The sequence below is a fragment of the Sphingopyxis granuli genome (genome assembly GCF_001559015.1).
Lineage (GTDB): Bacteria > Pseudomonadota > Alphaproteobacteria > Sphingomonadales > Sphingomonadaceae > Sphingopyxis > Sphingopyxis granuli.
Window position 1 is genome coordinate 2,263,464 of sequence record NZ_CP012199.1, and the last position, 13,695, is coordinate 2,277,158.

The 13,695-nt window shown below is 68.2% G+C and carries 14 protein-coding genes; 10 read left to right on the plus strand and 4 right to left on the minus strand.

What is annotated here, in order from left to right; genetic code table 11:
- Positions 1-15 precede the first annotated feature (15 nt).
- Positions 16-363: a GntR family transcriptional regulator gene (locus SGRAN_RS10425; protein WP_067183371.1), complete on the minus strand. Its 348-nt coding sequence runs from the start codon at positions 361-363 to the stop codon at positions 16-18.
- Between the two features lie 71 nt (positions 364-434).
- Positions 435-1,016: a nitroreductase family protein gene (locus tag SGRAN_RS10430; RefSeq protein ID WP_067183373.1), complete on the minus strand. Its 582-nt coding sequence runs from the start codon at positions 1,014-1,016 to the stop codon at positions 435-437.
- A 167-nt stretch (positions 1,017-1,183) separates the two neighbouring features.
- Between SGRAN_RS10430 and SGRAN_RS10435 the strand changes: the two genes are divergently transcribed.
- Genes SGRAN_RS10435 through SGRAN_RS10455 form a run of 5 tightly spaced genes read left to right on the plus strand, consistent with a single transcriptional unit; the run spans position 1,184 to position 6,854 of the window.
- Positions 1,184-2,833, plus strand: a complete 1,650-nt coding sequence (locus tag SGRAN_RS10435) for a peptide MFS transporter (RefSeq protein WP_067183376.1) — start codon at positions 1,184-1,186, stop codon at positions 2,831-2,833.
- Position 2,834: 1 nt separating this feature from the next.
- Positions 2,835-4,247, plus strand: a complete 1,413-nt coding sequence (locus tag SGRAN_RS10440; protein ID WP_082737195.1) for an amidohydrolase — start codon at positions 2,835-2,837, stop codon at positions 4,245-4,247.
- Positions 4,244-5,545 carry an amidohydrolase family protein gene (locus tag SGRAN_RS10445; protein ID WP_067183380.1) on the plus strand — a complete coding sequence of 434 codons (1,302 nt, stop codon included), beginning with the start codon at positions 4,244-4,246 and terminating at the stop codon, positions 5,543-5,545. The genes SGRAN_RS10440 and SGRAN_RS10445 overlap by 4 nt, the downstream gene beginning before the upstream one ends.
- Before the next feature lie 39 nt (positions 5,546-5,584).
- On the plus strand, positions 5,585-6,286 hold the full coding sequence (locus SGRAN_RS10450) for an NnrU family protein (RefSeq protein ID WP_082737196.1): 702 nt from the start codon (positions 5,585-5,587) through the stop codon (positions 6,284-6,286).
- A gap of 25 nt (positions 6,287-6,311) precedes the next feature.
- Positions 6,312-6,854 (plus strand): DUF1003 domain-containing protein, encoded by a 543-nt coding sequence (locus SGRAN_RS10455; RefSeq protein WP_067183386.1) that lies wholly within the window; start codon positions 6,312-6,314, stop codon positions 6,852-6,854.
- On the opposite strand, the gene SGRAN_RS10460 is transcribed toward SGRAN_RS10455, so the two are convergent.
- Positions 6,851-7,846 (minus strand): aldo/keto reductase, encoded by a 996-nt coding sequence (locus SGRAN_RS10460; protein ID WP_067183388.1) that lies wholly within the window; start codon positions 7,844-7,846, stop codon positions 6,851-6,853. The genes SGRAN_RS10455 and SGRAN_RS10460 overlap by 4 nt on opposite strands.
- The gene (locus SGRAN_RS10465; RefSeq protein WP_067107073.1) at positions 7,843-9,093 is read right to left on the minus strand and encodes a dicarboxylate/amino acid:cation symporter; all 1,251 of its coding nucleotides are present in this window, start codon (positions 9,091-9,093) and stop codon (positions 7,843-7,845) included. Before SGRAN_RS10465 ends, SGRAN_RS10460 begins: the two co-directional genes overlap by 4 nt.
- 109 nt (positions 9,094-9,202) lie before the next feature.
- On the opposite strand from SGRAN_RS10465, the gene glmM reads away from it, so the two are divergent.
- The 5 genes from glmM (at position 9,203) to SGRAN_RS10490 (ending at position 13,667) form a co-directional block, all read left to right on the plus strand.
- Entirely contained in the window at positions 9,203-10,540 is a 1,338-nt protein-coding gene (gene glmM, locus SGRAN_RS10470; protein ID WP_067183390.1) for a phosphoglucosamine mutase, read from the plus strand.
- Positions 10,541-10,662: 122 nt separating this feature from the next.
- Positions 10,663-10,893, plus strand: a complete 231-nt coding sequence (locus tag SGRAN_RS10475; protein ID WP_067107017.1) for a DUF1272 domain-containing protein — start codon at positions 10,663-10,665, stop codon at positions 10,891-10,893.
- A gap of 22 nt (positions 10,894-10,915) precedes the next feature.
- Positions 10,916-12,061 (plus strand): bifunctional hydroxymethylpyrimidine kinase/phosphomethylpyrimidine kinase, encoded by a 1,146-nt coding sequence (thiD, locus tag SGRAN_RS10480; RefSeq protein ID WP_067183393.1) that lies wholly within the window; start codon positions 10,916-10,918, stop codon positions 12,059-12,061.
- 136 nt (positions 12,062-12,197) lie between these two features.
- Positions 12,198-12,755 (plus strand): ribonuclease HII, encoded by a 558-nt coding sequence (locus tag SGRAN_RS10485; RefSeq protein ID WP_067183396.1) that lies wholly within the window; start codon positions 12,198-12,200, stop codon positions 12,753-12,755.
- A gap of 15 nt (positions 12,756-12,770) precedes the next feature.
- Positions 12,771-13,667, plus strand: a complete 897-nt coding sequence (locus SGRAN_RS10490) for an oxidoreductase (protein WP_067183399.1) — start codon at positions 12,771-12,773, stop codon at positions 13,665-13,667.
- The last annotated feature ends 28 nt before the right edge of the window (positions 13,668-13,695 follow it).

The window sequence follows — 13,695 nt, forward strand, 5'->3', positions numbered from 1 at the left end:
CGGCGAGCCGGCGAATCAGGCGTCGGTCAGGTCGAGCAGCGCGCGCGCGTCGAGGCCGATGCGGCGAATCTGCTGCGCGACCGGCGGCCAGATGTTGGTCAGGAAATCCTCGCGCATCAGGGTGCGCAGCCGATCGGTCGCCCCCTCGGCGACGAACATGCCGACGCCGCGCTTCACCGTGACCAGCCCCTCGTCCTGAAAGGTCTGATAGGCCTTGGCGACGGTCAGCGGGTTGGCGCCTTCCTCCGCCGCGAGCGAACGGACCGACGGCAGCATGTCGCCGTCGCGATAGGTGCCGTCGAGGATCGCGTTGGCGATGACATCGCGCAGCCGCTGGTAGACCGGTTTCGATTGATCGAGCATGCCGACTTAATGCCATAAGACAGCATCACAGTCAAATTGCGATCCTTGCGTGATGCTTTTCGATGGCGAAACTATATGTCCCAGTCGCGGACGACATCGCCATATTCCGGTCGCGGCCGTTCATCGAGCGGCCTGGCCGGCGTGCCGAGGAAGAAATAGCCGACGATCGTATCGCCCTCGCGCGCGCCGAACGCCGCCGCGACCGGCAGGGAATAGGCGGCCCAGCCGGTCAGCCAACTTCCGACGAAGCCATGGGCATGCGCCGCGTGGAGCAGGTTCATGCCGACCGCGCCCGCCGACATCTGTTGTTCCCAGCGCGGAATCTTGCTGTCGGCGACCGGTGTCGAGAGCAGCACCAGCAACGTCGGCGCCTGATGCGCGAACTGGTCGAGCGCGGACAGGTCCATCCCCTCGGCGCCCGGATGCTCGTCGATCCACGCCCGCTTCAGCAGCGCCGCAAAGGCATCGCGCTGGCTGTCCGCCACGGTGACGATGCGCCACGGGGCGAGCTTGCCATGATCGGGCGTGCGCAGGGCCAGCGACAGGATCGCGCGCAGTTGCGCGGCATCGGGTCCGGGCGCGACCATGTCGCGCGCCTTGCCCGAACGGCGTGTCGAAAGATGGGCGAGCAGCGAGGAGGTGTCGTTGAACATGCCCGCGCATGTGGGCTTTTTGCGAAGCTTTCGCAAGAGCACGCCGCGGCCCGGACTGGTTACGCGCGCAATTAGATTCTTTCCATACGCAATTTTCGCGCTAGGTTGTCGCATTCGCGCGGCGGAGGGGCCGCAATACATGAAACAGGGAAAAGGGACGCGCGCGCATGAAAGACATGGCCTTGTGGGACGAGGGGGACTGGATCGCGGTCATCGCGCTGGTCATCCTCGGCGTCTTCCTGAGCATCGGCGCGCTCATCGCGGGCAGCAGAAAGCCCGAGTTCGCCGGGCACCCGAAGGGCCTCTACATGCTCTTCTTCGCCGAGATGTGGGAGCGTTTCTCCTACTATGGCATGCGCGCGCTGCTGATCTTCTACCTGACGCAGCACTGGCTGTTCTCCGACGGCAAGTCGAACCTGATCTATGGCGCCTATACCGCGCTCGTCTATATCACCCCGGTGCTTGGCGGCTATCTTGCTGACCGCTATCTGGGGCAGCGCAAGGCGGTGCTGTTCGGCGGTATCCTGCTCGCACTCGGCCATCTCTTCATGGCGTTCGAGGGCGATCACGGCATCACCGACGCCGCGACGAAGCAGGCCGATTCCGCGATCAACATCTTCTGGCTCGCGCTCGCGCTGATCATCGTCGGCTCGGGTTTCCTGAAGGCCAATATCTCGGTGATGGTCGGCCAGCTCTATCGCCTGACCGACCTGCGCCGCGACGCGGCCTACACCATCTTCTACATGGGGATTAACGTCGGCGCCGCGCTCGGCACGATCCTCGTCGGCTATCTGGGGCAGAAGGTCGGCTGGTCCTACGGCTTCGGCCTCGCGGGCATCGGCATGATCGCCGGCCTGATCGTCTTCGTGCTCGGCAAGAAGGTGCTGCTCGGCGCCGGCGAGGCGTCCGCGCCGCTGTCGCGCCAGACCGAATGGACCGTCTATGGCGTCGGCCTCGCCGCGGTCGCGGTGATGTGGGCGCTCGTCCAGTATCAGGACGTCATTCAGACGCTGCTCGTCGTTTCGGGCTTCTCGCTGCTCGGCTGGGTGCTGTTCCAGGCGTTCAAGCTGGATAAGGAACCGCGCGAACGCATCTTCGCCATCCTCTTCCTGATCGCGCTCAACCCGCTGTTCTGGGGCCTGTTCGAACAGGCGGGCGGCAGCTTCAACCTCTACACCGACCGCTATGTCGATACAGGCGGGGTGCCCGCGTCGGTGTTCCAGTCGATCAACCCGATCTACATCATCCTGTTCGCGCCGGTCTTTGCCGGGCTGTGGCAATGGCTCGGCAAGCGCGGGCTGGAGCCTTCGGCGCCCGCGAAGTTCGCGCTGGCGCTGGCGCAGGTCGGCGCGGGCTTCCTCGTCTTCGTCTGGGGCGCGAACAGCGTTGCGCCGGAAGTCGCGACCCCGGTGATCTTCGTCTTCCTGCTCTATCTCCTCCACACCACGGGCGAGCTTTGCCTGTCGCCGGTGGGGCTGAGCGCGATGAACCGGCTCGCGCCGTCGTTCATGGCGTCGCTGATCATGGGGGCGTGGTTCTACATGACCGCGGTGGGCAATTTCGTCGCCGGCAAGATCGGCGAGGCGACCGGCGGCGAAAGCGGCGACATGACCAAGGAAGCGACGCTCGGCATCTATTGGGAGATCGGCCTGATCACCATCGGCGCGAGCGTCGTCGTCCTCGCGCTGTCGCCGATCGTGAAGAAATGGATGCACCTCGACACGCTGCGCGATCGCGAAGGCGAACTGGCCGGCGCCGAGGAACTGGCCGAGCCGCAGGGCGCCGGCGTCCATCCTGTTACCAATCCGGGAGCATAATATGACAAGGGGCGTAAGGGGCAGCCTGCTGGCTGCGGTGTCGCTGGCGTTCGCGGGATGCGCGGCGTCGAACGGCACGGTGGAGTCGGCGAACGACAAGCCGGCGGCGACGGCGGACAAACCCGCCAAGTTCGACAAGGACCCCTATCCTTCGACCTACAAGCCCTATCCGGGGCAGGCGACCGCGGTGCGCAATGTCACGATCTTCGACGGCGAGGGCGGGCGGATCGACAACGGCACCGTGCTGCTGACGAACGGCAAGCTCGAGGCGATCGGTGGCGCCGACCTGCCGATCCCGGCCGACATCGCGGTCTATGACGGAACGGGCAAATATCTGACCCCCGGCATCATCGACATCCACAGCCATCTTGGCGACTATCCCTCGCCCAGCGTTCCCGCGCATTCGGACGGCAACGAGGCGACCAGCCCGACGACGCCCGAGGTATGGGCCGAGCACAGCGTCTGGCCGCAGGACCCGGGGTTCGGCCGCGCGCTTACCAACGGCGGCGTCACGACGCTCCAGATCCTGCCGGGCAGCGCCAACCTGATCGGCGGACGCTCGGTCGTGCTCAAGAACGTGCCCGCGCGCACGGTGCAGGGCATGAAATTCCCCGGCGCGCCCTATGGGCTGAAGATGGCGTGCGGCGAGAATCCGAAGCGCGTCTATGGCGCCAAGGGCCGGATGCCGTCGACCCGCATGGGCAATATGGCAGTCGATCGCCAGACCTGGGCCAAGGCGGCGGCGTACAAGAAGAAGCTCGACGACGGAAAGACGGTCGACCGCGACCTGGCGATGGAGACGCTCGCGGGCGTGCTGTCGGGCGAAATCCGGGTGCAGAACCATTGCTATCGTGCCGACGAGATGGCGCAGGTCATCGATATGAGCCACGAGTTCGGCTACAAGGTCGCGGCCTTCCATCACGCGGTCGAGGCCTACAAGATCGCCGACCTGCTGCAGCGCGAGGGAATCTGCGCCGCGCTGTGGGCCGACTGGTGGGGCTTCAAGATGGAAGCCTATGACAGCGTGCCGGAGAATATTCCGCTCGTCTACAAGGCCGGCACCTGCACGATCGTCCATTCGGACGATGCGAACCAGATCCAGCGGCTCAACCAGGAAGCGGCGAAGGGCCTTGCCGCCGGGCGCCGCATGGGGATCGAGATCAGCGACGAGCAGGCGTGGACCTGGCTGTCCTACAACCCGGCGAAGGCGCTGGGTATCGAGGCGAAGACGGGCAGCCTGAAGCCCGGCAAGATGGCCGATGTCGTGCTGTGGAACGGCAATCCGTTCAGTGTCTATACGCGCCCCGAAAAAGTGTGGGTCGACGGGGCGCTGCTGTACGACGCGATGGACCCCAAGCGGCGGCCGGTGAGCGATTTCGAGCTGGGCCAGCCGGGCGAGGGAGATGTGAAATGATGCGCGCGCTTCTGCTTTCCGTCGCCGTGGCGGCGGCTTCGCCGGTCGCGGCGCAGGATATCGCGATCACCAACGCGAAGCTGGTCGTCGGTGACGGCAGCGCGCCGATCGAGGGCGGCACCGTCGTGGTGCGCGGCGGCAAGGTCGTCGCCGCCGGCGCGGGTGTCGCCGTTCCCGCGGGGATCGAGGCGGTCGACGCCGGCGGCCGCTATGTGACGCCGGGGATCGTCGCGGCGTTCAGCCGCGTCGGGCTGGTCGAGGTCGATGCCGTGCCGGGCACCAACGACCGCGCCGCGGCGCGCACGCGCTTTTCGGCCGGGCTCGACATCGCGCCCGCGCTCAACCCGATGGGCTCGCCCGTCGCGGTGAACCGCGCCGCGGGCGTCACCCGCGCGATCGTCGCGCCGAGCGGCAGCAGCAACCTGTTCGCAGGGCAGGGCGCCGTCGTCGACCTGGGCGACGACATGGCCATGGTGACGCGGCCCCGCGCCTTGCAGTTCGTCGCCTTCGGCGAGGATGGATCGGCAAAGGCGGGCGGCAGCCGCGCCGCGACCTTCCTGCTGTTCCGCGAACAATTGCTCGCGGCGCGCAGCTATGCGCGCAATCCCGCGGCGCTCGCCGAATGGGGCAATGACGCGATGATCCAGCGCGCCGACGCCGATGCGCTGGTGCGGGTGATCGACGGCACGACGCCGCTGTTCGTGCGCGTCGATCGCGCCGCCGACATATTGAACGTGCTGGGGCTCAAGAGCGATTTCCCGGCGTTGAAGCTCGTCCTCGTCGGCGCGACCGAGGGATGGCTGGTGGCGCCGCAGATCGTCGCCGCGAAGGTGCCGGTGATCCTATCGCCGCTCAGCGACCTGCCCGACAGCTTCGAGCGGCTGGGCGCGACGCAGTCGAACGCGGGACGGCTGAAGGCGGCCGGAATCGACGTGTCGGTCGGTGTGTTCGACGACGACGATGCGCACAAAATGGGGTATACGACGCAATATGCCGGCAATCTGGTGGCGCTCACCCGCCAGCCGGGAGCCAGCGGGCTGAGCTGGGACCAGGCCTTTGCCGCGATCAGCAGCGCCCCGGCGCGCGCGATCGGCATGGACGGCGCCATCGGGTCACTGAAACCCGGCCGGGTTGGCGACGTGGTGATCTGGGACCGCGACCCGCTCGAACTCGGCAGTCGCCCGACGGCGATCTGGATCGACGGCAAGCGCCAGTCGTTGACGACGCGGCAGGACCGGTTGCGCGACCGCTATGCCACGCCGCAGGAAGGGGCGCTGCCCAAGGCCTACGATCGATGACGTAGCGCCGGAAGGGCGCGCAGGAGGGAGACGAACCCCGTGGAACCGATGTCGCTGTTGATCACGACCTGCGTGCTCTTCGTCGGTTCGCACCTCCTGCTCTCGCATCCGTTGCGCGACCCGCTGGCTGGGCGGCTCGGCCCGCGCGGTTTCCAGATCGTCTATTCGGTCGTCGCCTTCGCAACGCTGGCGATGGTCGTGCAGGCGTGGCGCGGCATGCCGCCCGAACCGCCGCTGTGGGCCGTCGACGATCCGTTGTGGGCGCTGGCGTCGCTGCTCGTGCTGTTCGCGAGCATCCTGTTCATGGGATCGCTGATCGGCAATCCGGCGCTGCCCGCGCCCGGCGCCGCCTTTGCCGCGCAGAAGGCGCCGCGCGGCGTCTTCGCGATCACCCGGCACCCGATGATGTGGGGCTTTGCACTGTGGGCGCTCGCCCATGCGCTCGTCATGCCGACGCCGGGGCAACTCGTGCTGTCGGCGACGATCGCCTTTCTCGCGCTCGTCGGTTCGGCGGGGCAGGATGTGAAGAAGGCGCGGCTGATGGGCGATGCGTGGCGGCATTGGGCGGCGCGCACCAGCTTCATCCCCTTCGCGCGGCAGGTCGCGGGCGTCACCCCCTGGGGCGACGCGATCCCGCGCGGCCATGCGCTGGCCGGCGGCTTCGTGCTGTGGCTCGCCGCGACCTGGGCGCACGGCGCGCTCGGCTTCATGGCGGCGGGCATCTGGCGCTGGATCGGGTGAGGGCGCGGTGAACAGCGACGAAAGAATGTCCGACCTGTCGCTGCGCCTGCTCGGCTGCGCCTATGACGAACTCGACCGGGCCGAGCAGCGGGTGATCCGATCGATCGCCGAGCGCTCGCCGACGAGCCAGTCGATCGGCGAAGCCGACGACGGCGCGACGCGGCCGAGCTTCGGCGAGCGGCTCGCCGACCGGGTCGCGGCGGTGGGCGGGTCGTGGCGCTTCATCATCGCCTTTTCGTGCGTGCTGTTCGTATGGATGCTGATCAATTCGAAAGCGCTCGACCGGCTGGGGCTCGCCTTCGACCCCTATCCGTTCATCTTTCTCAACCTGATGCTGTCGATGCTCGCGGCGGTGCAGGCGCCGGTCATCATGATGAGCCAGAACCGGCAGGCGGCAAAGGACCGGCTCACCGAAAAGCTCGATTACGAGATCAACCTGCGCGCCGAACTGGAGATCATGCGGCTGCACGAGAAGATCGACCAGATGCGCATCGCCGAGTTGATGGACAAGGTCGACGCGCTGGCGGAGCGGCTCGACACGCATTTGAGGGGCGTGGGGCGCTCCTAAAGCCGCACCATCCGCATGCCCTGTTCGCCGTAGCGAGGGCCGCTGGTGCCGCCGCGCGGCGCTGCTGCGGCGATTGCGGCGAGGTCGTCGGCGGTCAGCATCAGGTCGGCCGCGCCGACGCTGTCCTCCATCGTCACGCGGCGCTTGGTGCCGGGGATCGGCACGATGTCGTCGCCCTGCGCGAGCAGCCAGGCGAGCGCGACCTGTGCGTTGGAGACGCCATGCCGCGCCGCGACCGCCGCGATCGCATCGACGATCCGCAGGTTCGCGGGCAGATTCTCGTCCGAATAGCGCGGATCGTTGCGGCGCCAGTCCTGCTCGGGCAGGTCGTCGCGGCTGCGCACGCTGCCGGTCAGGAAGCCGCGGCCGAGCGGCGAATAGGGGATGAAGCCGATGCCATGCTCGCGGCAGGCGGGCAGGATTTCTTCCTCCACGTCGCGCTCCCAGATCGAATATTCGCTCTGGAGGGCGGTGATCGGCGCGGCCTTTGCGGCGCGGCGCAGCGTTTCGGGGCCGGCCTCGGACAAGGCGATGTGGCGGACCTTGCCTTCCGCCACCAGCTCCATCATGCCGCCGACGGTTTCCTCGATCGGCACGGCCGGGTCGACGCGGTGCTGGTAGAAGAGGTCGATCGTGTCGATGCCGAGCCGTCGCAGCGATCCTTCGCAGGCGCGGCGGGCGTTGGCGGGGCTGCCGTCGACCCCGGTGATCCGCTGACCTTCGAAGCGGAAGCCGAACTTGGTCGCGACGACGAGTCCCGCGCGCTTGCCCCGGATCGCTTCGCCGAGCAGTTCCTCGTTGCTGAAAGGACCATAGATTTCGGCGGTGTCGAAGAAGGTCACGCCCAGGTCGATCGCGCGATGGATCGTCCGCGTCGATTCGTCGATGTCGGCGTTCTCGCCGTAGAGGATGTTGCCGCCCTTGATCATCGGCATGCAGCCGATGCCGATGGCGGAGACGGTCAGGCCGTTGCCGAGCGTGCGGTATTTCATGGCGAAACTCCTTCTGCGGGTGCGTCGTCGACCCGGTCGGCGGCGAATTTGGTGGCGGCGACGTCGCCGACGACGTTGCCGATGGTGCGGAAGATGTCGGGGAAGGTCTCGACCGCGACGAGCAGCCCCAGCGGCGCGACGGGCACGCCCATCGACACCGCGATCGGGGCGATCGAGGTCACATAGCTGATCGACCCCGGCAGGCTGACCGACGACAGCGCCGCCGCCATCGCGACCGCGAGGCCGACCGCCATCGTCCACGGCGTCAGCCCGATCCCGAACAGCCAGGCGATATAGACGACGACCGCCAGGTTCATCGCGGTGCTGGTGAAGCGGAACAGCGCGACCGCGAGCGGCAGCACGATGTCGGCCTTTTTCGGCGGCACGCCCAGTTCGGCCGACGCCTGGAGCATCGCGGGCAGGCAGGCGAGCGAGCTTTGCGTGCTGATCGCCACCGCCAGCGTCGGCACCATCGCGCGGACGAAGCGCGGCAGCGGCACTCCGACGGCGAGCCAGGCGAGCAGCAGCCCCAGCACGACGCAGCATACCCCGATGCCCGACACGATCAGCACATAATGGACCAGCCCGCCGAACGCCGCGACCCCCGCCTTGACCGCGAGCGCATAGCCGAGCGCGAAGACGCCGAAGGGCGCGAGCGCGAGCACCCAGCCGATGACGACGAGCATCGCGTCGCCCAGCGCCTTGAACAGGTTCGACAGCAGGGCGCGCTGCGCTTCGCCGATGCGGGTGATCGCGAAGGCGAAGATGGTGGTGAAGACGATCAGCGGCAGCACCGCCGTCTCGGCCGCCGCTGCGATCGGGTTGGTCGGGATCAGCGACAGCAGGAAATCGCCGAAGGTCGGCGAGGGCGCGGTCTGCGCCGTGCCGCCGAGCCCGTGGCGCAGCGCCGCGGCCGCCTCCGCCGACAGCGGGAACAGCTCGATCAGCAACGGGGTCATGATCAGTGACATCAGCCCCGACAGGAAGATGGCGCCGAGGAAGGTCATCACCGCGCGCGCGGCGAGCGCCCCGGCGCGCGCGGCGTCGGCGGTCGCGGTGATGCCGGTGATCAGCAGCGCGACGATCAGCGGAATGATCGTCATCTTGAGCGCGTTGAGCCACAGCGTTCCGAACGGTTCGACGAACGGCAGCGACGCCTGCGCCGCCGACGGCGAAACGCCTTCGATGCCGATCCCGAGCAGCATCCCTGCGACCAGCGCCGAAAGGATGATCCATGCCGATTTCACGTTCAAACCCCCCGGCCCGCTTGCCAAGCAAAAATGGGTGACTTAGGGCCGTCCCGGTTGTGCGGGATGGGCTCGCGTCTGATCCCGACGATTAGGAAGCGGAGGTGCCATGCGCAAGTTTTTCGGGACCGACGGCATTCGCGGGCTGACCAACCAGGTTCCGATGACCGTCGAGGTCGCGATGCGCGTGGGCATGGCGGCGGGCGCGCATTTCCTGCGCGGGACGCACAAGCACCGCGTGGTGATCGGCAAGGACACGCGCCTGTCGGGCTATATGCTGGAAAATGCGCTGGTCGCGGGATTCACCAGCGTCGGGATGGACGTGGTGCAGGTCGGGCCGATGCCGACGCCCGCGGTCGCGATGCTGACCCCGTCGATGCGCGCCGACCTGGGCGTGATGATCTCCGCCAGCCACAATCCGTTCCACGACAATGGCATCAAGCTGTTCGGCCCCGACGGCTACAAGCTGTCCGACGCTGACGAGGCGGCGATCGAGCTGCTGCTCGCCAGTGAGCCGCCGCTTGCCGCGCCGGCGCACATCGGGCGCGCCAAGCGGATCGAGGACGCGCGGGGGCGCTATATCCACGCGGTGAAGAACAGCCTGCCGCCCGCAGTGCGCCTCGACGGGCTGAAGATCGTGATTGATTGTGCCAATGGCGCGGCATACAACAGCGCGCCGACGGTGTTCTGGGAACTCGGTGCCGACGTAATCGCGGTCGGCGTCACCCCCAACGGCACCAACATCAACGACAAATGCGGTTCGACCGCGCCGGGCCTGTTGCAGGAAACGGTGGTGGCGAGCGGTGCCGACATCGGCATCGCGCTCGACGGGGACGCCGACCGGCTGATCGTCGTCGACGAAGCGGGCGCGATCGTCGACGGCGACCAGATCATGGCGCTGATCGGTGCAAGCTGGGCGCGGCAGGGGCGGCTGAAGGGCGGCGGCATCGTCGCGACGGTGATGTCCAACCTCGGCCTCGAACGCTTCCTCGAAGGCGAAGGGCTGCGGCTCGACCGCACCAAGGTCGGCGACCGCTATGTCCTCGAACGGATGCGCGAGGGCGGGTTCAACGTCGGCGGCGAGCAGTCGGGACACATGATCCTGTCGGACCATGCGACGACCGGCGACGGCACGCTCGCCGCGCTGCAGGTGCTGGCGGAACTGGTCACGAGCGGCAAGCCGGCGAGCGCGCTGCTCCACCAGTTCGACCCGGTGCCGCAATTGCTGAAGAATGTGCGCTTCGCCGGTGGCAAACCGCTCGAGGATGCGCAGGTCGCGGCGGCGATCGCCGAGGGCGAGGCGATGCTGGCGGACAAGGGCCGGCTGGTGATCCGCGCCTCGGGCACCGAACCCGTCATCCGGGTGATGGCCGAGGGCGACGACGCCGGACAGGTGGAACGGGTCGTCGACATGATCTGCGACGCGGTGCGCGTCGCGGCGGAATAGAAGCTTTTTTGTTTCCGTTCGTGCCGAGCTTGTCGAAGCACCGTTCTTCTCTCTAAGAGCGGGGAAGGAAAAATGGCCCCCTTCGACAAGCTCGGGGCAAACGGAAGTTAAGGAACAATCATATGCTGGAAATGCGCCCCGATTGCGAACGCTGCGGCCGCGACCTGCCCGCCGATATCCACGGCGCGTTCATCTGCTCGTTCGAATGCACGTTCTGCGCGACCTGTGCCGATAAACTCGACGAGCGCTGCCCCAATTGCGGCGGCGACCTGCTCGACCGGCCGTTGCGCGAAGGGGCGGCACTGGCGAAGTTCCCGGCCTCGACCGAGCGACGGCATCCGGGCGCACGATGATTTCGATATTCGGGCTCGTCCGATGACCGCGCGCGTCCTGATCATCGCCGGTTCCGACAGCGGCGGCGGCGCCGGGATTCAGGCCGATATCAAGACGGTGACGATGCTCGGCGGCCACGCGATGACCGCGATCGCCGCGATTACCGCGCAGAACACGATGGGCGTGCAGGGTGTCCACGCGGTGCCGGCCGAGATGGTGCTGATGCAGATCGACAGCGTCGCGGCCGACATCGGCGTCGACGCGGTCAAGATCGGCATGATCGGTAGCGCACAGACCGCGGCGGCGGTCGCCGACCGGCTCGCGCGGCCCGACCTCGCCGGCGCGGCGGTGGTCTTCGATCCGGTGATGGTCGCGACAAGCGGATCGGCGCTCGCCGATGCGGCGACGATTCGCGCCTTCGAGGCGCTGCTCGATCGCGCGACGGTCGCGACGCCGAACCGCGATGAACTGGCGGCGCTCGGCGGTGAGGCGGCGGTGCTCGCGCACGGTTGCGCGCTGCTCGCCAAGGGCGGTCATGGCGACGGCGACACGGTGACCGACCGCCTGATCGAGCCCGACGCGGGCGAGGTCGCGCGCTGGGAGGCGCCGCGGATCGACACGCCGCACACCCACGGCACCGGCTGTACGCTGGCGAGCGCGATCGCGACGGGGCTGGCGCAGGGCATGCCGCTGGAGCCCGCGATCGCGCGCGCGCGCGATTTCGTGCGCCTGTCGCTGCTCGCCGCGCCGGGGCTGGGCGAAGGCCATGGCCCGATGGGGCAGCAGGCGGTGCGCAACGACGGGCTGTTCACCGGCCCCGCTCTCAATCAGTTCACACTGCCGGCGCGGGATTATGCGGCCTCGGTCGCCTTCTACAAGCTGATGGGTCTGACGCAGATCGTCGACAGTCCCGCGAACGGCTATGCACGCTTCGAGGCGGTGAACGGCGTCACCCTGTCGATCCATGTCGGCGAGACCGCGGCAGCGGGCGGCGCGACGACCTATCTCGAAAGCGGCGCGCTCGACGCCTGGGTTGCCTATCTCGCGCGGCGCGGGGTGCGTTTCGACCACATGCCGCGCGACGAGGAATGGGGCTGGCGCGAGGCGCGGCTGACCGATCCGGCCGGCAATTGCCTGTGCCTCTATCAGGCGGGCGAGTATCGGAGGTATCCGCCGTGGCGGCTATGAGCCTCGTTTCCGCAAGCGGGCGGGGCCAGGTGTGGGTGCGAGCGAAGCGAGTTCCCGCTGCCGAGATGGCCCGCCCCGCTGCGACTGGCGAGCAAGCTCGCAGGTCTCGCTGCCCCTCCCGCAAGCGGGAGGGGATATGCTGATCGTCGGCGTCGACGAGGCTGGGCGCGGGCCGCTCGCCGGGCCGGTGGTCGCGGCGGCGGTAATCCTGTGCGACGGTGGCATCGCCGGGCTCGACGATTCGAAGAAGCTCAGCGCGAAGCGGCGTGGAGAACTGGAGGTCCAGATCAAGGCGCGCTGCCGCTGGGGCGTCGGCGAGGCGAGCGTTACCGAGATCGATGCGATCAACATCCTTCAGGCGACCCTCCTTGCGATGACGCGCGCGGTCGAGGCGCTCGGCTGCGACCCGCACGAGGTGCTGGTCGACGGCAACCGGCTGCCGCGATGGCGCTATCGCGCGCGCGCGGTGATCGGCGGCGATGCGCTGCATCCGTGCATCTCCGCCGCGAGCATCATCGCCAAGGAGCATCGCGACCGCATCATGGTCGCGGCGGCGCGCGACTTTCCCGGCTTTGGCTGGGAACGCAACATGGGTTATGGTACCGCGGAGCATCTCGCGGCGCTGCGCCGGCTGGGCGCGACGCCGCATCACCGCTCCAGTTTCGCGCCGGTCGCGCAACTGGCGCTGATCTGACGGCGGGAGAGGGCGATGGGCAGCGGATTCACGGCCGACAATGTGTCGGCCCAGACCGGGCGTGTCTTCCTGATCACCGGGGCCAATGCCGGAATCGGCTTCGAAACCGCAAAGCTGCTGGCCGCGCGCGGGGCGCATGTGATCCTCGCCTGCCGCGATGCCGCGCGCGCCGAGGCGGCGATGGCGCACATCCGTGCCGAGGTGCCGCAGGCCGACCTGACGTTCCAGCCGCTCGACCTCGCCGATCTCGACCGGGTGCGCGACGCGGCGGCGGCGGTGCTGGCGGGCCCGCGCCTGCACGGGCTGATCAACAACGCCGGGGTGATGATCCCGCCCCGGACGCTGACGAAGCAGGGCTTCGAGCTGCAATTCGGGGTGAACCATCTCGGCACCTTCGCCTTCACCGGTCTGCTCCATCGGCATGTCGACCACCGTATCGTCATCACCGCGAGCCTCGCACACAAGGAAGGTCAGATCGATTTCAGCGACCTGTCGGCGACGCGCGGCTATTCTCGCTGGCCGCGCTACCAGATGAGCAAGCTTGCCAATCTGCTGACGATGTTCGAGCTCGACCGGCGGCTGCGCGCGGCGGGGCGGGAGACCGAGGCGGTCGGCTGCCATCCGGGCGTCGCGCTCACCGAATTGACGCGGCACCTGCCGTGGCCGTTGCGCTCGATGACGCCGCTGGCGACCCCTTTCTTCAACAGCGCCGCACGCGGCGCCTGGCCGACGCTGCAGGCGGCGACGGGGCCCAAGGTGCGCGGCGGCGATTATGTCGGGCCGCAGGGGCTGGGCGAGATTTCGGGGCCGTCGGGCGCGGCGCGCGCGACCGGCCGCGCGCGCGATCCCCGGCTCGCCCGCGAATTGTGGGACCGCTCGGTCGAACTGACCGGCGTCGATCCGGGGCTTTAGGTCTGTGACCTAGGATGACGATGCAGCG

Coding starts and splice junctions, on each gene's coding strand:
- SGRAN_RS10425 (WP_067183371.1), bottom strand. CDS start 363: ATGCTCGATCAATCGAAACCGGTCTACCAGCGGCTGCGCGATGTCATC.
- SGRAN_RS10430 (WP_067183373.1), bottom strand. CDS start 1,016: ATGTTCAACGACACCTCCTCGCTGCTCGCCCATCTTTCGACACGCCGT.
- SGRAN_RS10435 (WP_067183376.1), top strand. CDS start 1,184: ATGAAAGACATGGCCTTGTGGGACGAGGGGGACTGGATCGCGGTCATC.
- SGRAN_RS10440 (WP_082737195.1), top strand. CDS start 2,835: ATGACAAGGGGCGTAAGGGGCAGCCTGCTGGCTGCGGTGTCGCTGGCG.
- SGRAN_RS10445 (WP_067183380.1), top strand. CDS start 4,244: ATGATGCGCGCGCTTCTGCTTTCCGTCGCCGTGGCGGCGGCTTCGCCG.
- SGRAN_RS10455 (WP_067183386.1), top strand. CDS start 6,312: ATGTCCGACCTGTCGCTGCGCCTGCTCGGCTGCGCCTATGACGAACTC.
- SGRAN_RS10460 (WP_067183388.1), bottom strand. CDS start 7,846: ATGAAATACCGCACGCTCGGCAACGGCCTGACCGTCTCCGCCATCGGC.
- glmM (WP_067183390.1), top strand. CDS start 9,203: ATGCGCAAGTTTTTCGGGACCGACGGCATTCGCGGGCTGACCAACCAG.
- SGRAN_RS10475 (WP_067107017.1), top strand. CDS start 10,663: ATGCTGGAAATGCGCCCCGATTGCGAACGCTGCGGCCGCGACCTGCCC.
- thiD (WP_067183393.1), top strand. CDS start 10,916: ATGACCGCGCGCGTCCTGATCATCGCCGGTTCCGACAGCGGCGGCGGC.
- SGRAN_RS10485 (WP_067183396.1), top strand. CDS start 12,198: ATGCTGATCGTCGGCGTCGACGAGGCTGGGCGCGGGCCGCTCGCCGGG.
- SGRAN_RS10490 (WP_067183399.1), top strand. CDS start 12,771: ATGGGCAGCGGATTCACGGCCGACAATGTGTCGGCCCAGACCGGGCGT.